Annotated in this window: 22 protein-coding genes and 1 pseudogene; 9 read left to right on the top strand and 14 right to left on the bottom strand. The window is 31.4% G+C overall.

The window, feature by feature from the left end:
• Positions 1 to 13: 13 nt before the first annotated feature.
• The 3 genes from FYC62_RS05780 to moeB are packed head-to-tail and all read left to right on the top strand — an operon-like array spanning position 14 to position 2,947.
• The gene (locus FYC62_RS05780; protein ID WP_149074270.1) at positions 14 to 778 is read left to right on the top strand and encodes a thiazole synthase; all 765 of its coding nucleotides are present in this window, start codon (positions 14 to 16) and stop codon (positions 776 to 778) included.
• Complete coding sequence (thiH, locus tag FYC62_RS05775; protein WP_149074269.1) at positions 771 to 1,880, top strand: 2-iminoacetate synthase ThiH; 1,110 nt, start codon at positions 771 to 773, stop codon at positions 1,878 to 1,880. Before FYC62_RS05780 ends, thiH begins: the two co-directional genes overlap by 8 nt.
• A gap of 26 nt (positions 1,881 to 1,906) precedes the next feature.
• Positions 1,907 to 2,947, top strand: a complete 1,041-nt coding sequence (gene moeB / locus FYC62_RS05770; protein ID WP_149074268.1) for a HesA/MoeB/ThiF family protein — start codon at positions 1,907 to 1,909, stop codon at positions 2,945 to 2,947.
• Between the two features lie 85 nt (positions 2,948 to 3,032).
• Here the strand turns inward: moeB and FYC62_RS05765 are convergent, their stop codons facing one another.
• Both FYC62_RS05765 and FYC62_RS05760 read right to left on the bottom strand, forming a co-directional pair.
• Positions 3,033 to 4,124 carry a glycosyltransferase family 2 protein gene (locus FYC62_RS05765; protein WP_240534823.1) on the bottom strand — a complete coding sequence of 364 codons (1,092 nt, stop codon included), beginning with the start codon at positions 4,122 to 4,124 and terminating at the stop codon, positions 3,033 to 3,035.
• A complete protein-coding gene (locus FYC62_RS05760) occupies positions 4,121 to 5,041 on the bottom strand; it encodes a glycosyltransferase family 2 protein (RefSeq protein WP_149074267.1) in 921 nt (306 codons plus the stop codon). The genes FYC62_RS05765 and FYC62_RS05760 overlap by 4 nt, the downstream gene beginning before the upstream one ends.
• 45 nt (positions 5,042 to 5,086) lie before the next feature.
• Here FYC62_RS05760 and FYC62_RS05755 point away from each other — a divergent pair, with 45 nt between their 5' ends.
• From FYC62_RS05755 to FYC62_RS05730, 6 genes are read left to right on the top strand one after another with little or no spacing between them, the layout of a single operon-like run.
• On the top strand, positions 5,087 to 5,623 hold the full coding sequence (locus FYC62_RS05755) for a hypothetical protein (RefSeq protein WP_149074266.1): 537 nt from the start codon (positions 5,087 to 5,089) through the stop codon (positions 5,621 to 5,623).
• Between the two features lie 9 nt (positions 5,624 to 5,632).
• Complete coding sequence (locus FYC62_RS05750) at positions 5,633 to 6,757, top strand: response regulator (protein WP_149074265.1); 1,125 nt, start codon at positions 5,633 to 5,635, stop codon at positions 6,755 to 6,757.
• A 12-nt stretch (positions 6,758 to 6,769) separates the two neighbouring features.
• Positions 6,770 to 7,105, top strand: coding sequence for an STAS domain-containing protein (locus FYC62_RS05745; protein ID WP_149074264.1), 336 nt, complete (start codon positions 6,770 to 6,772; stop codon positions 7,103 to 7,105).
• Positions 7,105 to 7,599, top strand: coding sequence for a hypothetical protein (locus tag FYC62_RS05740; protein ID WP_149074263.1), 495 nt, complete (start codon positions 7,105 to 7,107; stop codon positions 7,597 to 7,599). The genes FYC62_RS05745 and FYC62_RS05740 overlap by 1 nt, the downstream gene beginning before the upstream one ends.
• A gap of 1 nt (position 7,600) precedes the next feature.
• A complete protein-coding gene (locus FYC62_RS05735; RefSeq protein ID WP_149074262.1) occupies positions 7,601 to 8,941 on the top strand; it encodes an oligosaccharide flippase family protein in 1,341 nt (446 codons plus the stop codon).
• A gap of 9 nt (positions 8,942 to 8,950) precedes the next feature.
• Positions 8,951 to 9,799 (top strand): beta-1,6-N-acetylglucosaminyltransferase, encoded by an 849-nt coding sequence (locus tag FYC62_RS05730; protein WP_149074261.1) that lies wholly within the window; start codon positions 8,951 to 8,953, stop codon positions 9,797 to 9,799.
• Here the strand turns inward: FYC62_RS05730 and FYC62_RS05725 are convergent.
• The 12 genes and pseudogenes from FYC62_RS05725 to FYC62_RS05675 form a co-directional block, all read right to left on the bottom strand.
• The gene (locus FYC62_RS05725) at positions 9,796 to 10,413 is read right to left on the bottom strand and encodes an acyltransferase (RefSeq protein ID WP_149074260.1); all 618 of its coding nucleotides are present in this window, start codon (positions 10,411 to 10,413) and stop codon (positions 9,796 to 9,798) included. The genes FYC62_RS05730 and FYC62_RS05725 overlap by 4 nt on opposite strands.
• A 4-nt stretch (positions 10,414 to 10,417) precedes the next feature.
• Positions 10,418 to 11,614 (bottom strand): glycosyltransferase, encoded by a 1,197-nt coding sequence (locus tag FYC62_RS05720; RefSeq protein ID WP_149074259.1) that lies wholly within the window; start codon positions 11,612 to 11,614, stop codon positions 10,418 to 10,420.
• Positions 11,611 to 12,768: an acyltransferase family protein gene (locus FYC62_RS05715; protein ID WP_149074258.1), complete on the bottom strand. Its 1,158-nt coding sequence runs from the start codon at positions 12,766 to 12,768 to the stop codon at positions 11,611 to 11,613. Before FYC62_RS05715 ends, FYC62_RS05720 begins: the two co-directional genes overlap by 4 nt.
• A gap of 108 nt (positions 12,769 to 12,876) precedes the next feature.
• A complete protein-coding gene (locus FYC62_RS05710) occupies positions 12,877 to 14,316 on the bottom strand; it encodes an O-antigen ligase family protein (RefSeq protein ID WP_149074257.1) in 1,440 nt (479 codons plus the stop codon).
• 2 nt (positions 14,317 to 14,318) lie between these two features.
• Positions 14,319 to 15,503 carry a glycosyltransferase gene (locus FYC62_RS05705; protein ID WP_149074256.1) on the bottom strand — a complete coding sequence of 395 codons (1,185 nt, stop codon included), beginning with the start codon at positions 15,501 to 15,503 and terminating at the stop codon, positions 14,319 to 14,321.
• Positions 15,504 to 15,514: 11 nt separating this feature from the next.
• Positions 15,515 to 15,661 (bottom strand): hypothetical protein, encoded by a 147-nt coding sequence (locus FYC62_RS17060; RefSeq protein ID WP_168199394.1) that lies wholly within the window; start codon positions 15,659 to 15,661, stop codon positions 15,515 to 15,517.
• A gap of 20 nt (positions 15,662 to 15,681) precedes the next feature.
• Positions 15,682 to 17,658: an exopolysaccharide transport family protein gene (locus FYC62_RS05700; protein ID WP_149074255.1), complete on the bottom strand. Its 1,977-nt coding sequence runs from the start codon at positions 17,656 to 17,658 to the stop codon at positions 15,682 to 15,684.
• On the bottom strand, positions 17,645 to 18,349 hold the full coding sequence (locus tag FYC62_RS05695) for a TolC family protein (protein ID WP_149074254.1): 705 nt from the start codon (positions 18,347 to 18,349) through the stop codon (positions 17,645 to 17,647). The genes FYC62_RS05700 and FYC62_RS05695 overlap by 14 nt, the downstream gene beginning before the upstream one ends.
• Entirely contained in the window at positions 18,349 to 19,431 is a 1,083-nt protein-coding gene (locus FYC62_RS05690; RefSeq protein WP_149074253.1) for a sugar transferase, read from the bottom strand. Before FYC62_RS05690 ends, FYC62_RS05695 begins: the two co-directional genes overlap by 1 nt.
• A 3-nt stretch (positions 19,432 to 19,434) precedes the next feature.
• Positions 19,435 to 19,830: a response regulator gene (locus FYC62_RS05685; RefSeq protein WP_240534822.1), complete on the bottom strand. Its 396-nt coding sequence runs from the start codon at positions 19,828 to 19,830 to the stop codon at positions 19,435 to 19,437.
• 360 nt (positions 19,831 to 20,190) lie between these two features.
• Positions 20,191 to 21,978, bottom strand: a complete 1,788-nt coding sequence (gene yidC, locus FYC62_RS05680; protein ID WP_149074252.1) for a membrane protein insertase YidC — start codon at positions 21,976 to 21,978, stop codon at positions 20,191 to 20,193.
• Positions 21,979 to 22,000: 22 nt separating this feature from the next.
• A pseudogene (locus FYC62_RS05675) lies at positions 22,001 to 23,613 on the bottom strand (CTP synthase).
• Between the last annotated feature and the right edge of the window lie 55 nt (positions 23,614 to 23,668).

Below are 23,668 nucleotides of genomic sequence, written 5' to 3'. Positions count from 1 at the left end.
ATATAAAACATCTATGTTAAAAATAGCAGATAAAACCTTTAAATCACGTTTATTTACAGGTACTGGTAAATTTGGCTCTGCCAAGTTGATGGAAGAAGCTTTATTAGCATCCGAGTCAGAATTGGTAACGGTAGCCTTAAAACGTGTTGATTTACAGCATAAAGAAGACGATATTCTTCAGCATTTAAATCATTCACATTTAAATTTATTACCCAATACATCGGGTGTTAGAAATGCTAAAGAAGCGGTTTATGCAGCACAACTGGCTCGTGAAGCATTAGAAACCAATTGGGTTAAATTAGAAATACATCCTGATCCAAAATATCTCATGCCAGACCCTATAGAAACTTTATTGGCTACAGAAGAATTAGCAAAGTTGGGTTTCATTGTATTGCCTTACATACATGCCGACCCAGTATTGTGTAAGCGCTTAGAAGATGCAGGTACAGCAGCCGTAATGCCTTTAGGCTCGCCAATTGGTAGTAATAAAGGCCTAAAAACTATTGATTTTTTGGAGATTATCATCTCGCAAAGTAAAGTCCCTGTAGTTATTGATGCCGGCATTGGTGCGCCATCAGATGCAGCAAAAGCCATGGAGATAGGTGCCGATGCTGTTTTGGTAAACACCGCTATTGCTGTTGCTGGCAACCCTGTAGAGATGGCTATAGCTTTTAAAATGGCTGTTGAAGCAGGTAGAAAAGCCTACGAAGCTAAATTAGCAAAAACAGTAAACCATGCGGTTGCAAGTAGTCCATTAACTTCTTTTTTAGATGTCTGAGTTTTTAGAAATATTTAAGCAATACCATTGGGATGATGTTAAAGCATCTATCTACAATAAAAACCATATTGATGTTGAAGAGGCTTTGCACAACCCGAAAAGAGGTTTAGAAGACTTTAAAGCCTTGGTTTCGCCAGCAGCATCGGCTTATTTAGAGCCTATGGCACAATTAAGTCATCAGCTTACGCAAAAGCGCTTTGGTAAGACCCTGCAAATGTATATTCCACTTTATTTATCTAACGAGTGTAATAACATTTGCACTTATTGTGGTTTTAGCCTCGATAATAAAATCAAAAGGAAAACGCTAAGCCCCATAGAGATTATGCAGGAGGTGAGTGTTATCAAAAATATGGGATACGACCATGTTTTGCTGGTTACAGGCGAAGCCAACCAAACGGTACATGTAGATTATTTTAAAAAGGTTTTAGATTTAATAAGACCTCATTTCTCACACATATCTATGGAAGTACAGCCTTTAGACCAAGAAGATTATGAAGCTTTAATCCCGCTAGGCTTAAATACTGTTTTGGTTTATCAAGAAACTTATCATCAGGAGGATTATAAAAAACATCACCCGAAAGGGAAAAAATCAAATTTTGAATATCGTTTAGCAACACCTGATAGGTTGGGAAGAGCCGGAATCCATAAAATGGGTTTAGGTGTTTTAATTGGCTTGGAAGATTGGCGTACAGATTGCTTTTTTACAGCCTTGCATTTGCAATATCTAGAAAAAACCTATTGGCAAACAAAATACAGCTTATCGTTTCCGCGATTGAGACCTTTTAGCGGTGGTTTAGAACCAAAAGTAGCCATGAATGATAGAGAATTGGCCCAATTAATTTGTGCTTACAGGATTTTTAATGAGGAAGTAGAGCTATCTATATCTACCAGAGAATCAACTTCTTTTAGAAATCATATCATTAAAATGGGAATTACCTCTATAAGTGCCGGAAGTAAAACCAACCCAGGCGGCTATACCGTAGCGCCAGAATCTTTAGAACAGTTTGAAATCAGCGATGAACGCAGTCCGCAAGAAATTGCCCAAATGATAAAAAACAGCGGATATGAGGTTGTTTGGAAAGATTGGGATCAAGTTTTGTAAATTGCTGAGCTTTTAAATATGATAAGATGGACTTAAACGAGGCAGAAAAGATAAGATATAACAGACAACTCATTTTACCTGAGCTAGGTTTATCTGGCCAGAATAAACTTAAAAATGCCAAAGTTTTAATGGTTGGTGCTGGAGGTTTAGGTTGCCCGGTTTTACAATATCTGGCTGCGGCAGGAGTAGGACATATTGGTGTTATTGACCATGATCTGGTTGATGAAAGTAATCTCCATCGTCAAATTTTATATAACCATTTAGATATTGGTAAAAACAAAGCTTTAGTTGCCAAAGAAAAATTGTCTTTGTTAAATCCTTTAGTTAATACTGATTCTTATTCCTTTAAGTTAAGTGATGAAAATGCTTCAGAAATTATCCAAAACTATGATTTAATAATTGATGGTTCTGACAATTTTAAAACTAGGTATTTGGTTAATGATGTTTGTGTTAGCTTAAAGAAACCATGGGTATTTGGTTCTATTTTTAAATTCGAAGGTCAGGTTGCTATTTTTCATCCCGAAACTGCAAATACTTATCGTGATGTTTACCCAGAAGCTCCAGATGAAAGTACAGTACCCAATTGTGCCGAAATTGGTGTTTTAGGAATTCTACCGGGTTTAATAGGTTTGATCATGGCTAATGAAGCTATCAAGTTTATTTGCGATATTGGTGAAACTTTATTGGGTAAATTGTTGGTTTATGATACTTTAGAGAATGATTTTAAGATTTATCAACTTGCACAACCTAAACCAAAAATAAAAAAAAGACCATTAAAAATAGATAAAAACGTGGCTACAGAAATTGAATTTAACGATTTAGATCAACTAGGGAATTATTATTTATTAGACATAAGAGAGGAGTGGGAGTTTGAAGATTTTAATAAAGGAGGTACCAATATTCCTTTAAATCTTTTACCTCAGCAATTGCATGTATTAGCAGGAGAGGATAAAATTGTTTGCTGCTGTAATTATGGTAATAAAAGTAAAATAGCAGTAAAACTTATTAAAGACCAATATCCTGATAAGGAAGTTTATAGTGTGAAAAACGGTATAGAAGAGTGTTAAGCTGCTTTTCTTTTAGATTTTTCCCATGCAGCAGATTGCTGTCCTTTGAAATATCTGATAGTACCTGCTAAAGCTGCATAGTTCATTAAACAAAAATAATAAGGGATAAAAACAGCGTGATTTTCAACTTTTTTTGCTCTAATAACCAACCTAAAGCTGATGCTACATAAAAAAATATTTGTAGCATCAATATAGTTTGATACAGAAGTAAATCTGGATATTGATAAACAATTGAACAGTTTAAAATAAAAGCTACCAACATTAAAGCTGGTGTAACGGCCCATCTTAATACTTTATGACTGATGTATTGAAAAGTTAAAATAGGATTTTTAAAAGGATTAGCCGCCTTTTTTAACCTAAAAATAGATTGTATTCCGCCAGCTACAATTCTAATTTTTCTTTTAAGTTCTTCTGCGGAGTTTTCAGATGCGGTTTCAATAGCATAAGCCTTTGGTTCATAAGCAATAATATAACCTTGCTCTGCAATACGCATGGCTATCATATGGTCGTCAATAATGGTATCACTTTCTACAGGTTGGTATAAAGCAGTTCTGATACTGAAAAGCTCTCCGGCTGCGCCAATGCTAGAATAAAGCTCGTAATCCCATTTTTTTAAAGCCGATTCATATTTCCAATAAAAACCTTCTCCAGCAGCACTAGCATCAGCTTTTTCATCAACCATAATGCGTTTTTCGCCAGCCACAGCACCAACTTTAGCTATTTGGTAATGTTTTACAAGCTCTTTTATAGCCTCAGAATTTAAGAAAGTATTAGCATCCGTGAAAACGGTAATTTCTCCTCTAATATGTGATATAGCTCTTTTAATAGCCGCCATTTTACCCGCTCTGTTGTCTTGGTGAAGCAGTTCTATATCTTTATACTGGCTAATAATTTGCGGCGTTTGGTCTGATGAGCCATCTGTGATAAACAAAATCTGAAACTTATCTTTTGGATAGTCTATAGCCAAACAGTTCTGAATTTTTTCTTCTATAAAATCTTCCTCATTAAAAGCAGCTATTAATAAAGTTGTACTAGGTAAATGGCTATCCACCAGGTTTTTGATATCCTTTTTAGGTTTGAAAATTCTCTTAAGCTTTATCAATATAAAAAGTAAAATTCCATAGCCTAGGAAAGCATAAAACACCACAAATAAAGAAAACCAGAAAAAAGCTATCATGAATTTTTGATTTTAAAGCCCAAGTTCTTACTGTCAATTGAATTAGAAAAATTCCATAAAACACCTTTTAAAACCCATTTTATTAAATCTTTTCTGCCTTTTAAAAGGTATTGAAGCATCATTCTAGGGCAGGCAATGCTACAATAATAAATACTAAAAGCAAAAGTGTTTAAAGAGCTAGTATTTTTTCTGATGAAGAGCATCCTATTTCTTACAGAGAAAAAGGTTTTTAATGCGCTCTCTTTGCCAACACTTACCGATTCTTTATGGTAAATATGCGTTTTTCCGGTGAACCATATTTTTTTGCCCAATCTTTTAAACTTCTCGCACCAATCTAATTCTTCGTAATACAAGAAATAATTTTCATCCATTTTCCCGGCTTTTTGTAAATCGATTTTACGGCACATCACAGCGGCACCGTGGCAAAAACCAGTCTCGTTACTTGTTGTTTGGTATTGCCCATTGTTGGTTTCAAACTGGCCTATACAATCGTTTCTAGCAGTTAAATAGTTAAGAGGAGTGAAGCCTGCATATTGTATCAGACTTTTATCTTCATGATAAAGAATTAATGGAGAGAGTAAGCCAATTTGTGGGTTTTGTTCCATTTCAGAAATCATGGTTTCTATGCAACCTGGGATTATTTCTGTATCGTTATTTAAAAGAAAGAGATAATCTCCTTTGGCAACTTGTAAACCTAAATTGTTACCACCTGCAAAACCAAGGTTTTTTTCTGAGCGTATAAAAACTATTTCTGGGTAATGTTTAAGAAATGTTTCATGATGATTTTCATCACTGCCGTTATCTATCAAAATAACTTCTAAATTAGCAGTTGAATAATGTGCCTTAACTGATTTTAGAAAATCTATAGTAGCTTGTGGCTGATTATAGTTTACAGTGATGATGGAGACTAAACTCATTGGTTAAAGAGAACAAAAAATATACAGCTTTCAAAATAAAAGATTTTGTCTGACGAAAAAAATATATCCGAGCAATTTAAGGCCTTTAAAGACCTTGAAAATAAAGATTTAAGTTTGGAAACAAAGTTAGATGAATTGATTTTATTGCTTGAAAAAAACGAGTTAGATACAGATAGCATCAAAAAGATGCAGCAGAAATTTAACCGAGTTGTGGATAAAAAGATAGCACAGAAAAATGCCATTAGCGAAATCAAGGATGTTTCTATGAAAAATCTAGACAATCTTGAAAAGCTAAATCAGCTAGAAATTTTGTTAAACAACAACCATATAGATTCTAAACAGGCCAGTAAAATTAAAATAGAAGTAGGTTTATTAAGGTTAGTTAAGATGTTAATAGGCTTTTTAATGATCACCTTAGGATTTGCCATGATTATTTTGCCTACGCCACATTCTTTTGAGATGTTTACCATTTTTTGGTTTAACCCAGATGATGGTGTTACGCTGATGGATTTAATTTCGCTTTTAATTATTGCTACCGGAGTTTATATCGTCATTAAATCTTTTTTTAAATTTAACAAATAACAAAGCAGCTTGAATAATAAAATACTCTTAGTAGACGACGAAGTTTTACAACTGAAAATCATGGAAAGATTACTGAAATCTGATGGATATCAGTGTATTTCTGTGACTTCTGTACAAGAGGCCGAGCTTGTTTTGAAACATCAAATTCCAGATTTGATTATTTCTGACTATGAAATGCCTGAGGCTAATGGTTTTGTTTTTAGAGAAAAACTCTTAAAAAACGATGCTTTAAAAAATGTTCCTTTTTTGTTTTTAACATCTTTTAATCAGGAAGATTTGGTACAAAAAGGTTTAGACTTACAAGCCTTAGATTATATCCCTAAAAATATACCTCCAAGCCAGTTATTAGCAAAAATTAATAACTTGATGAATACGGTACATGAGCATTACCAGAAATCATTATCTGAAATTAAAAACATTGCTAAAAAGCTTAATTTAAGTAATATACCAGCTAAAGCACCCATCTTAAAGCATTTCGAAATACACTATTTCAACCAATCTTATCAAAATCATCCGGGTGGAGATTTTATAGATTTTATTAAAATTAACGAGCGTTATACGGTCTTGATTTTGGGCGATGTGATGGGGAAGAAGTGGGGTGCTTGGTTTTTCTCTTTTAGTTTTTTAAGTTACATCAGATCAGCAGTGAGGATATGTGTACTTGATGAAAATCTATCATTGAAAGAGATTCTGAGCAAGATTAATAAGGTTATTTATGCTGATGAGTTTTTAAAAGATATTTTCTCTACCCTAAGTATGGTTTTGGTTGATGATGAGGAAGCCAAAATTACCTACGCCGGAGCCGGAGATTTACCTCTATTAAAATTCTCTCATCAACATGATGAACTTTCGTCTCATCAATCAGACGGTATTTTACTAGGATTTTTAGAGAATAGTACTTTTTCTGAACAAGATATTAATTTTGAAGTGGGAGAAGAAGCTTATTTAGTTTCTGATGGGATGATAGATTTTGAAGTTAATGCGGTTAAAAAATCCGATATCAATCTACTTAAAAAAAGATTGTACGATTTAAAAGTTTCAGGAAAGTCAACAGAAGAAATCAAAGAAATTTTGTTTAATAAAGAGGTTTCACAAATAGATGATTGCAGTTTTATCATCATCAAAAGAAAATAATAATTTAAAGCTATGAAAATTAGTACAGTAAAAACCGATAAAGCGCTTATCATAAACATAGAAGAGGCTGAGGCAAACTTCTCAAAATCAGACCAGTTTAAAGAGCTTGTTTTTCAAGAAATAGAAAAAGGAAATCATCAATTAATACTATCATTTAAGCAGGTAGATTATTTGGATAGTTCTTTTTTAGGCGCTGTAGTTGCCGTATTGAAGCATCTTATCCCGCTTCAGGGCAAATTGGTTCTGGTAGAATTAAATACAGATATTAAAAACTTGTTTGAATTAACCCGTTTAGATAAAGTTTTCGAAATAAAAGATGATGTTGTAGAAGCTTCAAATATTTTTTAATGAGTTTAGCTTTACCTATCATTATTCAAGCAGAAGCTCCTCAAAAACCAGAGGATATCAATAGCTTTATTAAGGCATTTGTTGAGTTACTTACTCAACACATTCAGCCCAATGCTAAACTTTTATCTAACATTAAACTTATTTTAATTGAATATTGTACCAACGCTATTAAACATGTTACTGATGAGGTAAATATCATACAAGCAGAGCTAGATAAGCCTATTTTGCGTCTGAAAAAAATAGATAAAGCTCCAAAATTTAAAATCGGTGATTTAATTCTTTCTCATGATATCCTTTTAAATTATGCTTTTATAGAGCTTCATAGAGATAGTTTTCAGTTTATTTTAAGAGATGATAAACAGCAGGAAAATATCAATTTAATACCAGAACATTTTGGTTTTGAGATTGTCATAAGAGCCTCAGAAGAATTTATTTATCAATATAACAAAGAGGATAAAACCAATGTGTTTTGTGCTAGCTTAACTTTAAACTAGAATGGCTTTTATCCAAACGATTATCCAAAAAGTAAATAATAAGCATTTTTTGTCATTAGCCGGGAATGGATCTATGGCAGTATTAGCAATGCTTACAGTTGCTATACTTTTTAGAAATTTAAGTTTGGTACAAATGGGTAGTTGGGTGTTTTTCCAAACTATTTTTACGCTAATAGATGGTTTTAGATCTGGCTTTTTGCAAACAGCTCTCATTAAATTTTACTCTGGGGTAGCGCATGCTAAAGCTAAAATAATTTTAGGTGCTACCTGGTATATAGCAGTTATTTTAACGCTTTTATTCCTTGGTATCAATTTGATTTTATATGTCGTTTTATCTTTATTAAATGATGCTAATCCAGATTTTCAAACTGCCGTTAAATGGTTTGGGATAACTTTTTTAATGTCTCTACCTTATAACGTTAGCACTTGGATTTTACAAGCCGACCAAAGGTTTGACAGGTTGTTACTTTTAAGACTTATCAACCAGATTTTATTGATTTTATTTGTTTTAGCCTTAATTTATACTGAAAATTTAAATCTAAACTCGGTCTTAATAGCCAATTTAATCGCGTTAAGTATGACCAGCTTATTTACTATCCTTAAAAAATGGTCGGGTATACAATATTGGTTTTCAAGAACTCAAGAAAATGTAAAAGAATTATTCCATTTTGGTAAATACAGTGTTGGCAGTATGGTGAGCTCTTATTTATTAAGAAGTTCTGATAATTTTATCATCATGTTTTTCTTAGGTCCGGCTGCTGTGGCCATGTACAGTATCCCTTTAAGGCTAATGGAAATTATCGAGATTCCGCTAAGAAGTTTTATGGCGACTGCAATGCCTGCCATGTCCAACGCTTTTAATCAAAATAAATTAAAAGATTTAACTCATATCATGAACAAGTATATGGGTTTGCTAACTTTTGGCTTGTTACCCGTATCAATTATAGCAGTTTTATTGGCACACCTTGCTGTTTCTTTAATAGGAGGAGAAAAATATATAACTACTGATGCTGTTTTTACGTATCAGATTTTAATGTCATTTACGATTTTATATCCATTAGATAGATTTTTAGGAGTTACCTTAGATATTATCAATAAACCCTCGCTCAATTTCATAAAAGTGATTTTGATGTTAGTAGTGAATATTATTTTTGATGTTATAGGGATTTATACTTTAAATTCTATTATTGGAGTTGCTTTAGCCAGTTTCTTTACTTTTTCTGTAGGGATAGCTTTTGGTTACTATTCATTAAAGAAATATCTAAATTTTAGTTTTTTGGATATTTGGGTGACTAGTTTGAATGAAATTAAATTGATTTTTAATAAGAGTTTAAAAGTTTAGGGTTAGGTTATGAAAATAGCGCATTTAATTTTAACTCATCAAAGCCCTAAACAACTACAAAGATTGGTAAGTAGTTTAGAGCATCCGGAAGCGTATTTTTTTATCCATTTAGATCTTAAAGCAGATTTAAACGCTTTTAAATCACCATTTAAATCTGATAGGGTAGTTTTTATTAAAGATAGAGTTGATGTGAAATGGGGGACTTACAGCATGGTTAAAGCTACCTTAAATGGCTTTAATGAAATTTTAAGTTTTCCTGTAGATTTTGATTTTGTGAACCTATTAAGCGGTCAAGATTATCCTTTAAGAAGCACCTCTAGTTTTCATAATTTTCTTGAACAAAATAAAGATTTTTCTTTCATGCATTATTGGTTTATAAAAACCGATTGGCCTGATGTACATTCCAGAATATTTGAATATCATTTCGATGATTTTGACTTCGTTGGAAAATTTAAAATAGCATCTGTTTTAAACTTTCTTTTACCTAAAAGGAAATTACCTTACGGTTTAGAGCCTGTTGGGCGCTCACAATGGTTTACAGTAAATATGGTACATCTTAAATACATGATGCAGTATGTAGAAAATCATCCTGCTTATATCAAATATTTTAGGTTAACATGGGGCTGCGATGAGTTTTTTTTCCAAACCATTTTATACAATTCTATCTATAAAGATCAAATAGTAAATAACAACTTAAGGTATATTGATTGGTCTGAAGGAAATGATAGCCCTAAAACTCTTGAACTATCAGATTTAGAAAGTTTAAAGCAGTCTAAAGATTTCTTTGCCAGAAAATTTGATGAAATAAAAAGTGCTAATTTATTAAAAGAAATAGATTCACTTAGAGAAGCTCATTAAACTACTTTCTCCCAGCTTTTAGTTTCCCAATTATATCTTTTTACCACTACCGCCGGATTACCAACGGCAACGCTATAATCATCAATATTTTTAGTTACCACGCTACCAGCACCTATAATACAATGTTTTCCTATTTTAACTCCAGCCGTGATTACGCAATTAGCACCTATCCAAGCATCATCACCAATATCAACCAGTTTAGTAAGTATTTTCTGATTTTTAGGTGCTACATGAATATCTTCATACTGATGATTTAAAGCAGAAATAACCACATGTTGAGCAATAATTGTATTGTTCCCTATATTAACAGGTCCTATAATAACGTTTGATAAACCAACAACAACATCGTTACCAATATTTACATCACCAACAGCATTATTAATAACAGTAAAATCTTCTATCAAAGCATTTTTTCCAACATTAAATGCTTTAAAAGGAAAAACATCTAACCTGCTTCGTCTTCTAATGATAGTACCTTTTCCTTTATGATGCTTAAACGGATTTAGAAAAAGCTTCACCCATAATCTTGGGCTATATCTATTTCGTGGGATTAACAACCATAAAGCTATTTTTTTTAAAAATGGATCGGATTTTATTCTTTCTAAAACGGACATATCATTAACTTTTTAATTTTGTACTAATGGCTTTGTAAATTTCTTTTACAGAATTTTTCCATGTGTGTGTCAGAGCAAATGCTATTCTTTGTTGAGCAATTTGCTGTGTATTTGTTAATAATGCCTGTTCAATGAGAGTGGTATATTCTTCTTTATCTTTTGCTAAAAACACATAATCTTTAAAAACTTCCATAGCTTCTGTTTGGGTTGCTACCACAGGTTTTCCTAATGCTAAATACTCATCAATTTTACGTGGGTAATTACCAATGGTTAATTGATTTAGCAACTGTGGATTGATACAAACATCAAAGCTATTAATATATTTAGCTAATTCATCAACCTTTTTAGAGCCCAAGAATAAAACATTGTCTTGTTGATGAAGATTACTTTTCTGGAAAGCATCATCTTCATTTCCTACTAAAGCGATTGTCCATTCTGGTTTATCTAAAGCTATTTTTTGCATAATTTCTATATCTAATCTAGAACTTGTGATAGCGCCTACATAACCAATAATAGGAGTTTTGATGTCTTTAAGTTCCTCAGCTTTAGGGATACTTTCTGGATGAAGAAATAAATCAAAATCACAACCTTGACCAACGTAGTATGAAGATGGATTGTATTGCTTGCAATAATTGGTTAAATAAAGAGAATTTGAAACAACTAAATCACTTTTTGCTATTAATAAAGGTTCAAGCTTTTTACCATGTTTATTCCAATATTCGGTAGCTAAAATGTAATCTCTAGAATAATAAATGCTAAGCTTTGGCTTTAATAGCTCTTTAAGGTGGAAGCTATCATGTAAATCGTTATCATTAAACAAGATAATATCTTTAAAGCCTAATTCTTTAAGTGCTTTTTTTATTGTTTTAGCATAGCGCTTATTGTTGATTTTGTTTACCATATCAAAAATAAAATTATCTGGTAGCCAATGAACAGATTCGCTATAACAATCAGGAAATAGATTCCAAAAATGATGGTCTATTTCCACTAAACCCGAGACTTCTTTTTTTATAACACGCTTTCTGAATTGTAATTTCTCATCGGGATTCTTTTTAAGAAACTCTTTTCTTTTAATTGGGCTGTTGACGTATAAAACACGGTTATCCTGAGCAAACTCGAGGGCAATATTTTTACAATTGCTGCCAATTTCAACATCCCAAGCTTGTTGCCCTACAATGACGATGTCTTTGCCACTTATCATAAATTTTTAAGTTTAGAGCGAAAATTTTGCAGCCAATTTTTATCCATAAAGGGTTTCTCAAATAACAAGAAAAAAATTGCGCTTAAACAAATAGTTACCGGTAAAAATATCAATAATTGAATAGCTAAATTTATAAAATAGCTATCGGTAATATAAATATGTTTGGTGAATTTAATGATAAACTCTGATATAGGTAAGTGAACCAAGTAAATGGTATAACACATACCGCCAATAGCCATAATCCATTTATTGCAAATAAATTTATTGATATAGATGCCTTTAAACGCAGCGTAGAAGAAGAAAAACAAGGCTAAAACAACAATTATTCTATTCGATAATTCAAAATCCCAACTCCAAAAAGTTATGAGTAAGATGATAGAAAGTAGCCCAAGAATATCATAACCGATATTTCTTTTGATATGATTCCAATCGCATAAATAAATATCAGCTAAAAGAAAACCTATTAAAAAGTAGTGCAAATGAGCTAGAATAGTTAAGCTAGTAGGAGCAAGGTAAAATTTGAAATATTGTTGTAAACCCATTATAATAGCAGTAAAGCTTATAATAGCTATTCTCCTCCAGATTTTATTTTTAATAGCAAATAAAGCTAAAGCCATAAAAGGTGCTAATATATAAAACTGTATTTCTATCTCTAATGTCCAGGTAGGGGGGTTAAACGGCGACCAATCTTGATAAATTAAAGAATGCGTATAGGTAATATTAGCTAAATAATGTGGTAAATAAGCTAAAAAACTTTGTTGATGATAAACGATAAATACAATGAAGAATACCGTCATCCAAAAGATATAAGGTGGTTCTAATCGGGTTATTCTTCTCCAAAAATATTCCTTAAGACTAACTTTTTTTGTGTTTTTTAAATGATAAGATGCAAAGGGTAAGGCCAAAATAAAACCACTAATCACGAAGAAGATAAAAACGCCTAAAAAACCTCTTGAAGCTAAAAAACTACTATAATCATCTTCTAATGAAGTGCTAAATTTGATAGTTGTATTTCGCTCAAACCGCTCTGCCATGTGTTGTATCATCACAGGTACTATGGCTATAAATCTTAATCCATCAATTTCACTTATGAGCTTTCTACCAGAAGTTACTCTAGCTAATTTATGTGGTATATTTTGTAGTAGTTTAATCATTAATTTTAAAATTTCTTTTCGCTTTTTTCATATTAGTTTTATATCCACTATAAAATCCCCAAAGAAAAAATACAATTGCAGGTAAGGCTATAATTTCAAATGGCATATTTATACATATTTGTTTACATCTGTTTCTTTATCAAGCTTTGGTGCAAGTATTACATAAGACCATGACATGTAAAGCATCATAGATGATGGTAGCCCGTTCATAACTTCATTACCGTAGCTACAAAAAAACAGTCCGGCGGTACCAGCCGTTAGAGCTATACATTTTACCCTTAAACCATGATCTTGTAAATTCCACACAATACCACAGCATTTTCCTAATATAAACATCACAATACTAAACCAAACCACTAAGCCTACTACACCATACATCACCCAAATCTTTACCCAATAACTATCCGGCGGTATATGTGAGAGATATTTATCAGCATTATACTTATCGCCATTAACACCAGTTATACCAACACCGCCACCAAAAGGTAAATCTTCCATGGCTAGTCTCAATTTTTTCTGATTATTAAATCTTACGTTAAGAGAGGCATCTTTAGGGTCTACAGCAGTTCTTAACCTGTTAATTTGATAGCTTCCACTTCCAATGGTAGAGTATTTAAGAAATCCATAAAAAAGAACACACATGATGGTTCCAAGAATTAAAACCTTAAAGTTCTTAGTTAAAAATATTGCAAAAAAACCTCCTGCGGCTAAAGCAAATAATGCCCCTCGAGTACCAGAAATAAGCATTCCGTAAAAAAGAATGCCTGCTGCTAATCCTAATGCAATTTTTTTCCAAAGTTTAAACGGACCTAAAGCTAAAACAAGCGCTACCAAACTTACATGGGCTTGTGATGCTCCAAATTGTCCAGCATCGGTATACATAGAAAATACTCTTAGTTGACCAAATAGAACGTGGGTTAAATCTGCACCTGCGTCAAGCCATATTTGCTCACCTACAGAAACGCCAAACCATAACTGTTTTAAACCATAACAGGTTGCTAAAACAGACATAGAGATAATAATGGCTAAAAAGATATTAAGGTCTTTCCTTCTATTTAATAGTAAAAAGGCAATAGGAGCTACAAGAAGCCAATTTAAAGCAGTAAATCTTATCTCATTTAACCAACCTAAAATGCTGGCATCAGCAGGGTTTAGTACTTCTAGAATGTTGATAATGAACCACACCAATACGAGTATACAGTAGTCGTTATTAAGGTTACTCCAATTGTATTTCGGATAATTAAAGATGATGGCAAGCCATGAAAGTGCTAGTAAAGCTTCCATTACAGGCCCAAATGGTAATTGTGGGTTATTTCTTAATAATCCGGAGATGATGAAACAGTAAACAACGTAAGAAAGAAATGCAATTTTGGGCTCTTTAAATACTAAGACAAGGTAAACTATCCCTGATGCTAAGGCAATTGTAACAACTAAAGCCAAGAGCTCCATTTTAACGGTTAATGAGCCAACTAACCAGGCCAATAATATACCTAGAAGGGTGATTATAATAATTCTAAAGATATCAGAAGAAAATAAATTTGACTTCATATCTACGATTCTTGCTTTTTAACAACCTGATGCTTAGTAGCTACAGATCTTTGATTAGCATTTTTGGCATTCAATAAAGATATTACTTGGTAATAAATAAATATAGGTATTGAGTATAATGCTTTATAAATCTTTTTATCTGTATGTGATACGTTTAAAGCGAGGACAAAAGTAATAATGAAACTTAAAAAGCTAATCGTCCAAATAATCATAGCTGTTATGTTTAATAAATAGCTATTGATGAGGAAAAATAAGCCTGAAAGTAAAATCAATAAAAATAGTGGTGGGCGTAATAATATAATCCCAAATAAAAATTGATTAAAATTGAAGTTCTTAATGCTTTGTGATATCAACTTAAAACCAAATTTAAAATACCTAAACCAAGTATTAATCCATCTAGACCTTTGATTAACCAATTGATCTGATTGTGATGTTTTTTGATCATATACAATAGCCGTTTCACAAAAAGCTATTCTTTTTTGATGACAAAGAATAAGATATTGTAAAACTTTATCAAAACCTGCTCCTTTAATTGTGGTATTTTCTAGGCATTTTTTGTATAAATCAACGGTAAAAGCCATTCCAGAGCCTGCTAAGGTAGCAGAAGAACCTAGTTGAAACAAAACTTTTCCATCAAAAAAATGATAATAAATGTCTCTGGCTGCATCTAGTTTGGCAATCATAGTATCTAAGTTTTTTGCTGCTCTAATACCTTGTACAGCTTCAAAACCTACATGAAAATAGTTGTTGATTTCTTTAAGGATGTTTTTATCAACCATATTATCACTATCTATAATCATTAAAGCTTCATGCTGACGAACAAAATGGTTAATAGCATAGAAATGTGAACCTGTATTACTGGCGATAATTTGTTCTGGATATAAAACACTAATAGAAGAATGGTTAAAGTTTAGGTTTTCGTTTTTTTTACAATTATCAGCAACTATATAGATATGATAATTCTCATAATCTATTGCTAGAAGTGATTTTACAACTTCAGGAATTAAATCTGTTTGTTGATATGCAGTAACAATAATTGCAAAATCTTGTTGGTGTTTTACGTATGGTATAATGCTATTTTTATTAGCGAAAAATCTCCAAAAAATAAAAAGTATAAGTGGAAGAACTAAATTAATTCCAATGATTATTTGAATGAATACAAAAAGTATCGCAAATAAATTATCCAAAACAATTTTATTTAAAACTTAGACTCTTCTTTTACTTTATTTAATATCCAACCAATATATTTATCATCTAATGAAGTTAAATAATCAAGGTCTTTATTGTAATGGCTATATACTTGTTTACCAAACTCAAATACAGATATATTTTTATCAGCATACATAATCCATTCTTTTGCTTTATTTAAACTTTTAAAGAGCAGGTATCAATTATAATAACATCAAATTTCTTTTTAAAATCTTCAAAAATAGACTCAATCACATGCTCTTCTACAACTTCTAGCAAAGAAGAATCACCTCCTTTATTGCCAATAATGGTAATGGCATTATCCTCAGGTAAAATTCTATCTTTTACGTAATCCTCAATATAAGTTTTATGATTTGATGCTTCAGAAATATCAGGTTTATCAAAATCGCCATCTATAAGCAATACTTTTTTATTTAGCATGGCAAAAGAATAGGCTAGAGACAAAGAGAAAAAGGTTTTACCCTCGTTAGGAATCATACTGGTTACAGCTAAAACTTTATTATTATTATAAAGCATCTTGGTTTTAACCTCAAACCTTATGGCTCTCAATAAATTCTTAAAGTTTAGTGTGTCTTGGTCTGGCGTTTTATTAAGCCAAATATCTTTTAAATCGGTAAAACTCTTTAAATAGCTTAATTCTCCTATAACAGGTATTTCAGTAGTTTTTTCTAACTCCTCAACACTTTTTATAGATCTATCTAAAACAAAAAGAATAAAGAAAACTAAAGTACAAAAGATAAAGCTAATCATACCACTAAGTATAACCAATAGCATTTTTTTTGATGGCTGCGGTAAACCAGGCATCGCTAATTGAATCTGTCTTAATTTAGTATTAGAATTTGCTTGCATGTTTACTTGGTTGTATTTATTTAATACATCCAAATACTCTGTACTAGCAACTTCAATATCTCTTTCTAAAGTTTGTACAACGGCATCAAAAGGAACTAAAGTTTTAAATTTTTGATTGAGACTATTTAAATGGTTTTCTATTGTTGCTAAACTGTATTTAGCTAAATCTCCGGTAATTTCAAGCGTGATTTTTTCCGTTATAAGCTTCTCTTTAGTATTTAAAGGACTTATAATGTATTTATCAGAGGCATCATTAATTTGGTTAGCTAAAATGTTATTTAATGAGTCTAGGCTTTTATTATAAACAGGATTAAAAGAGCTTTGAACGTATTTTTCTGTTATAGATTTTATTTTTTCTTTGGTAGAAACTATCTCTCTATTAATTTTTGATAAGGTTGATTCTAAATATTTTTTCTCCGTAGGGTTAAATTTATCATTAATATTTTGAAGTGTTTGCGAGTAAGAATCAATACTTTTTTGAGTTTCTAATTTTTTACTCTCAAAATCCATAATTTCGCCATAGAGAATTTTAGATTGCTCGTAAAGATTTATAACATTATTTTTAATCTTATAATCCCTCAGCTGGCTCATTTTTTCATCTAATGACTGTCTTTTTTGAGCCAGTAGTGAACTTAGATAAGCAACCCCTTTATTTTCGTTTTCTTTACTTGTGAAAGCGTAATATTTGATGAATTCTTGGCAAATAGCATTTACAACAAAAGCGGATAACTCAGGATTTTCAGACTCAAAGCTTACAATAATAAAGTCACTATCTGTGTTTCTATAAATCCTTAACTTTTTATTTAAAGATTCCTCATCGTATTTCATAGAAACCAAAACCTGATATAGGCCTCTTTGGTCTTTATCCCAAAGAGATAAAGGTTCCATTTTATTATATTTCTGAGTATATACTTCTACAGCATGTTTTCTGGCAGAAGCGTTTAATTCTTTTAAAAGTTGACTAGAATTTCTAAACGGCTTTTTACTCGTTAAATCATGAAGCATTAACTTATATGAAATCTGATCGGTAATCAGTTTCAACTTCATAATTTCTATGAGATTATTAAATCTTTGTGAAATTCTTGATTCTTGAACGTAAGTTTCCTTTTCTTGTAGTACTTGTTGAGACTCATCTACAAAGCCAGTAGATATTTGAGCCTCAGACACATAATTATCTAAGATATTTTTACCTAAAAAATATGTGATAATAACCGTAATAATAGGTACGATAATTAAGACATATTTTCTTTTATATAAATATTTTAGAAACTTAATTACGTCCATTTATTTTAATATCTTCTAATTTTTCGCCTACTAGTTCTTCTAATAAGGCCTTTGCATTAAAAACTTCTGCTTCTGCTTCTATACGACTTTTGTTTTGATCAGTAGTATTTAGCAAAACATTGGTATAAACTTCAAGACTAACTTCACCTTTTTCATATTTATATTTCATCTCTTTTAAAAGAGATTCTGCATCTAGAGTAGCTTTTGAACTGATTTTTAATAAATTAACATATTTTAAATACTCATAATATCTGTTCTTAACTTCTCTTTCTAAAGTTAATGAATATTCTTCTTCTTCTAATTTCGAAATTTTATAAGTTGACTTTGAGTTTTTAATAGTGAAAGGTTTTGCTATAACATTTCCTAAGTTTAAGTTGACACCTATCTGATAACCATTTAGAAGATTTGGATCTTGAAGGTTAATGGTAGAGTTGTTATTAGGTCTGTATAAATAGGTAAAGTTTAATACATCCAACCAAGAAAAATTATTTTTCGCAATATCATTTTTCGCGATTTCTGATTTAGCTTTTAAAATCTTATTCCTTGGGTAATTTACTTTTGCTTTTTCAATAAGTGTATCTAAAAAAATATAATCAATTCCTTTAATAACAGATTCTTGTGCATTACTCTTAAGAGGCACAACAAAAGAAATGATGAGGAATAGTAGTAATATTTTAAAGTTTCTAATCATTAAACTTTTTCCTTTTGTATTAATGCAGGTATGGTTTTTAAAATAATCCTTAAATCTAACCAAATTGAGTAATTAGACGCGTAAAAATTATCTAATTTTTTTCTTTCCCTGTCAGACATATCTTTTTTTCCTCGTTTACTTATTTGCCATAAACCAGTTAATCCGGCAGGACCTAAAAAGCGCATAGACCACTCGTTGGTTGTTAATTGCTCTGCTTCATAAAGGGGTAAAGGTCTATTGCCAACCAAAGACATATCGCCTTTTAAAACATTATAAAGCTGTGGAAGCTCATCTATGCTAGTATTTCTTAAGAAATTGCCTAGTTTAGTTACTCGCGGGTCGTTTTCTATTTTGAAAAAAGCAGAATTTCCGTATTGATTTTTCTTAGCTAAGTCTGCAACTAGTTTATCTGCATCTTGTCGCATCGATCTAAATTTATAAAAATCAAAAATCTTATAACCGGTACCAACTCTTTTACTGATATAAAATATAGGACCTTTTGAATCTAATTTGATAAGTAGGGATATAATTAAAAAAAACGGACTTAAAAAAATTAAAGCTGAAAGTGATAAAATAATGTCTATTAATCTTTTACTAAAAGGGATTTTATATTCTACCGAAGGTGTTTCGGATATGTTACTAACCTGAGAGCGTAATAATTTATAAAATGTAAGAAATCTTAGTCTTTCTTTTACGTCATTAAAATTTATAGTTGGTTTATAGCAATCACTTATTCCTAATTTTAATGCGATTTGAAATAACTGATTATCGTTTTCATGGAGAAGAAAGAAAACAATAAGATTTCTGGTAAGCCAGTTCTTCTTTAGAGACTCAATAAAATCAACAGCTTCATTAATATTTTGCTGACTTACTTCTAAAAGAATAGTACTGTTAAGTTCGTTTATAGTAAGTTTTTGCGTAGCGCTCTGTAATTCTGCTAAACTAGAAAAGCTTAAGATTTCAAATGATTCATCATTAAAGGTTTCTGATATATCATTTTTATAAATATCAGCATAGTAAAGAATACTAATTTTTGATGGATTATTTAAATATGAGGAATCTTTAAAATCTTGAAATTGCATTCTTTAATTAAGCAGGGTTTTAATTTTTTCCTTTAATAATCCCGGATTAAAAGGCTTTGCCATGAGTCCACTAATATCATAAGGTATTTTAGCTTTGATATTTTCTAAAGATTCTGAACCTGATAATACAATAATAGGAATTTCTCTATAAAAACCACTTACTTTAATAGATTTAACTAAATCAGCACCATCAAAATAAGGCATTTCCATATCTGAAATAATTAAATCTGGAATATTTCCATTATCTAACCAGCTAAGCGCATCAAAACCATTATTTCTAGTTATTAGTTCGTACTCATCTTTTAATATGAATTCTAATAATTTCAAAATAGCTAATTCATCATCAACCAAAAGAATTTTTTTCTTTGAAGTATTTTGAGCCTTATCCATTAGTTTCATAAAAATTAATTTAAATATACAAACCCTTACGCATAAATGATGCCTTTAGATTTATATTTTTAAACATATTAATCTATAAGTCATAACTAATTATTTAAGTGCTAAATCAACTTTATTATTATTTTAGAAAAAGCTAACTAAAACACTTCTTAAATAAATATTTTTTTATTTAAGTGCCTTTTATTTGATAGAATGTCAATTAAGTTAAATTTAATATGAAGTAATTTTAATTATTTATTCATATCATTTTAATCATGCTAAAAGACCTTCTATTATTTGTGTTGGGGTTATAAATCCACAAGTGTGGAAAATAATCTTGAATGGGAAAAAGAAAAAGCCCCAATTAATTGGGGCTTTAGCTTATTTTTTCTTTTTCTGTTGTTCTTTCAATTGTTGTTGTTGTCTCATCATATCTTCCAGTTTTTTCTGGAAACCACTTTTCTTTTTTGCGCTTTCGGGCTTTTTCTTAAACTCTTGAATTTGTGCATGAATTTTTTCATCATCAACAAAATATCTAATTAAATACTGCTGCGCAAAGGTTAAAATATTAGCACAGAAATAATAGTAGTTAAGACCAGCTGGATAAGCATTTAAGACACCAAAGAAAATGATAGGTGTTATATAACCAATATACTTCATTTGTCCTTGTGCACCAGAAACCTGATTGTTGAAATAAGTATAAATCAAGGTAGAAATGGTCATCAATAAACACATTAAGCTGATATGACTCCAACCTAAAAGCGGAATAGGAGCAAAGGTGATTAATTCATCGTAAGTAGATAAATCTTTCATCCATAAGAAGCTCTCATGTCTTAGTTCAAACAGGTTAGGGAAGAAATAAAAGAATGCTAATATAAAAGGCATCTGGAATAATAAAGGTAAACACCCGCCTAATGGGTTTACACCAGCTTGCTTGTATAGTTTTAAGTATTCTTGTTGTAAAAGGGTAGGGTTGTCATCACCAACTTTCTTTTTTATCTCATCCATCTCTGGCTTTAAAACTCTCATTTTAGCCATTGATAAGTATGATTTATAAGTAAACGGAAATAATACCGTTTTTAAGATGATGGTTAACAATAATATAATGATACCATAGCTCACGTTAAAGCCTTCAAAGAAATTGAAAACGGGTAAAACTAAGTATCTGTTAATCCATTTTAATGGGCCCCAACCCATTTTTACTTGCTTCTCTAAATCATTGCCTTGTTCTCTTAACTGAGAAAATTTATTAGAACCAAAATAGTATTCTAATTCGTAATTGTTGACTTGTTGGTTTTTAAACGGCAAGTTTAATTTAGCTTGATAAGCTTTTACAGCAGAGTTATTGGCAATAGTTTGTACTTTAAGTGTACTATTTGTAAAGCCATCTTTACTCATTAAAGCAGCAGAGAAAAAATGCTGTTTAAAAGAAACCCATGCTAAGGTTTCCTCTGTAAAAGACTTTTCTTCACTTTCTGTCTCACTTAAATAGTCTACATCATCATTAGCTATTTTAAAGTAAGTGGTAGAATAAATACGCTCGTTATTAATGTCTTTTTCTTGTTGTTGTAGTTCTGCTGCCCAGTTAATAGTTAAGCCTTTATCTGCATTAACTTTATTTTGAAAACCGCTTAAACTAATTTTAAAATCTACTTTATTACTTTCTTTAGCTAAAGTATAAGTGTAACTCACAAAAGAACCATCGGCCTGAGTAGCTTTTAAAACCAACTTATTATCCTGTACAGCTTCTTTAGCAAAGAAAAGGTTACTTGTATTAAGATTTTGATTGTTTTGGCTATATTCTATTCCGAAGTTGTTTTGCTTATTAAATAATACAACTGGCTGATTAAGCTGATTTGTTTCATTTTTAAGTTCAACGCTGGAAACTTTACCACCAAGGGTTGATATAAATACTTTTATTTTATCATTCTCTAAGGTTAAAATCTCCTCTTTTTCTACAGATAGATTTTGTGCGTTGGTATCTGTAGGTAAGGTAGCCGTAGTTTTTGCTACAACAGTAGGTTGTTTAACTCCTTTTTTCGATTTAGCAATAGAGTCTTGTACAAATTCTTCTCTTTTGAGTTGCTCTTCAGATGGTTTTAATAAAAATGTTGAGCCAACTAATATTACTAAAATCAGGAATAAACCTGTAAACGTATTTCTATCCATTATATCTATTTATATGCTGTTCTTAATGCTTCTTTTTAGAATGTTCTAATGAAGCGGCGACAAATTTAACAAAAAGTGGGTGAGGATTAGCAACTGTTGATTTTAATTCGGGGTGAAATTGTGAAGCAACGAAATATGGATGGTTCTTTAACTCTACAATCTCTACTAAATTATTCTCTGGGTTAATACCAGAGGCTATCATTCCGGCATCTTCATATTGTTTTAAGAAAGCATTATTAAACTCATATCTGTGTCTGTGCCTCTCTGTAATTTTAGATTTTCCGTAAATACTATAAGCTTTAGAGCCTTTTTTAAGCTCGCAAGGGTAAGAACCCAAACGCATAGTACCACCTTTTAAAGTAACTTTCTTTTGCTCTTCCATCATAGAAATAACAGCATGCTCTGTATCTTCGTTCATTTCTGTACTATGGGCATGTGTTAGTCCTAAAACATTTCTTCCAAATTCTATAACTGCACATTGCATCCCTAAACAGATACCAAAGAAAGGAATATTGTTCTCTCTAATAAACTTTATAGCAGTAATTTTACCTTCAATACCACGGGCACCAAAACCTGGCGCTACTAAAACACCATCCAGTTTACCTAGTTTAGCTTTAACGTTTTCTTCTGTAATACCTTCAGAGTGGATACACTCTACACGTACTTTGCACTCATTAAAAGCTCCGGCATGTATAAAAGATTCTGTTATAGATTTATAAGCATCGGGTAACTCTACATATTTACCTACCAAACCAATTCTAACTTCTGCGGTAGGATTCTTTAATCTGCCTAAGAAATCTTTCCAACTTTCTAAATCAGGTTCATTTTTAAGAGGAAGTTTTAATTTACTTAGAACTGTACGGTCTAATTGCTCTTTTAACATCAACAAAGGCACATCATAAATGGTGCTTGCGTCAATAGATTCTATAACGGCATTTAAATTTACGTTACAAAATTGAGCAATCTTCTTTCTGATGTCTTGGCTGATGTGGTGTTCTGTTCTACAAACCAGAATATCTGGCTGTATGCCATACTCTAGCAACATTTTAACCGAGTGCTGTGTAGGTTTAGTTTTTAATTCTCCGGCAGCAGCCAAAAACGGAATTAATGTTAAATGGATAACTAGCGCATTATTAGAGCCAACTTCCCATTTAAACTGTCTTACAGCTTCTATGTAAGGTAAAGATTCAATATCACCAACGGTACCGCCAAGCTCAGTAATAACGATATCAAAATTACCGCTTTCACCTAATAAGCGCATATTGCGTTTAATCTCATCGGTAATATGCGGAATAACTTGTACTGTTTTTCCTAAGAACTCGCCTTGTCTTTCTTTATTGATAACGTTTTGGTAGATTCTACCTGTAGTTATATTATTAGCTTGCGATGTTGGGATGTTTAAGAAACGCTCATAGTGACCTAAGTCTAAATCTGTTTCGGCACCATCTTCAGTTACAAAGCACTCGCCATGCTCATAAGGGTTTAACGTTCCTGGATCAATATTGATATAAGGATCAAATTTTTGGATAGTTACGCTGTAACCTCTTGCTTGTAAAAGTTTAGCTAATGATGCGGAAATAATACCTTTCCCTAAAGACGATGTAACGCCGCCCGTAACAAAATATACTTAGTCATTGTATGTGGATAATCTTTAAAAACTTAGAATTGGAGCTCGAAAAATGCCTTTTTT

It is taken from the genome of Pedobacter aquae (assembly GCF_008195825.1).
GTDB lineage: Bacteria > Bacteroidota > Bacteroidia > Sphingobacteriales > Sphingobacteriaceae > Pseudopedobacter > Pseudopedobacter aquae.
This window is presented reverse-complemented; position numbering and strand designations above follow the sequence as displayed.

Bases quoted from the DNA above. Each gene is read 5' to 3' on its own strand.
- FYC62_RS05780 (WP_149074270.1), top strand. From the start codon at position 14: ATGTTAAAAATAGCAGATAAAACCTTTAAATCACGTTTATTTACAGGT.
- thiH (WP_149074269.1), top strand. From the start codon at position 771: ATGTCTGAGTTTTTAGAAATATTTAAGCAATACCATTGGGATGATGTT.
- moeB (WP_149074268.1), top strand. From the start codon at position 1,907: ATGGACTTAAACGAGGCAGAAAAGATAAGATATAACAGACAACTCATT.
- FYC62_RS05765 (WP_240534823.1), bottom strand. From the start codon at position 4,124: ATGATAGCTTTTTTCTGGTTTTCTTTATTTGTGGTGTTTTATGCTTTC.
- FYC62_RS05760 (WP_149074267.1), bottom strand. From the start codon at position 5,041: ATGAGTTTAGTCTCCATCATCACTGTAAACTATAATCAGCCACAAGCT.
- FYC62_RS05745 (WP_149074264.1), top strand. From the start codon at position 6,770: ATGAAAATTAGTACAGTAAAAACCGATAAAGCGCTTATCATAAACATA.
- FYC62_RS05740 (WP_149074263.1), top strand. From the start codon at position 7,105: ATGAGTTTAGCTTTACCTATCATTATTCAAGCAGAAGCTCCTCAAAAA.
- FYC62_RS05735 (WP_149074262.1), top strand. From the start codon at position 7,601: ATGGCTTTTATCCAAACGATTATCCAAAAAGTAAATAATAAGCATTTT.
- FYC62_RS05730 (WP_149074261.1), top strand. From the start codon at position 8,951: ATGAAAATAGCGCATTTAATTTTAACTCATCAAAGCCCTAAACAACTA.
- FYC62_RS05725 (WP_149074260.1), bottom strand. From the start codon at position 10,413: ATGTCCGTTTTAGAAAGAATAAAATCCGATCCATTTTTAAAAAAAATA.
- FYC62_RS05720 (WP_149074259.1), bottom strand. From the start codon at position 11,614: ATGATAAGTGGCAAAGACATCGTCATTGTAGGGCAACAAGCTTGGGAT.
- FYC62_RS05715 (WP_149074258.1), bottom strand. From the start codon at position 12,768: ATGATTAAACTACTACAAAATATACCACATAAATTAGCTAGAGTAACT.
- FYC62_RS05710 (WP_149074257.1), bottom strand. From the start codon at position 14,316: ATGAAGTCAAATTTATTTTCTTCTGATATCTTTAGAATTATTATAATC.
- FYC62_RS17060 (WP_168199394.1), bottom strand. From the start codon at position 15,661: ATGTATGCTGATAAAAATATATCTGTATTTGAGTTTGGTAAACAAGTA.
- FYC62_RS05700 (WP_149074255.1), bottom strand. From the start codon at position 17,658: ATGGACGTAATTAAGTTTCTAAAATATTTATATAAAAGAAAATATGTC.
- FYC62_RS05695 (WP_149074254.1), bottom strand. From the start codon at position 18,349: ATGATTAGAAACTTTAAAATATTACTACTATTCCTCATCATTTCTTTT.
- FYC62_RS05690 (WP_149074253.1), bottom strand. From the start codon at position 19,431: ATGCAATTTCAAGATTTTAAAGATTCCTCATATTTAAATAATCCATCA.
- FYC62_RS05685 (WP_240534822.1), bottom strand. From the start codon at position 19,830: ATGAAACTAATGGATAAGGCTCAAAATACTTCAAAGAAAAAAATTCTT.
- yidC (WP_149074252.1), bottom strand. From the start codon at position 21,978: ATGGATAGAAATACGTTTACAGGTTTATTCCTGATTTTAGTAATATTA.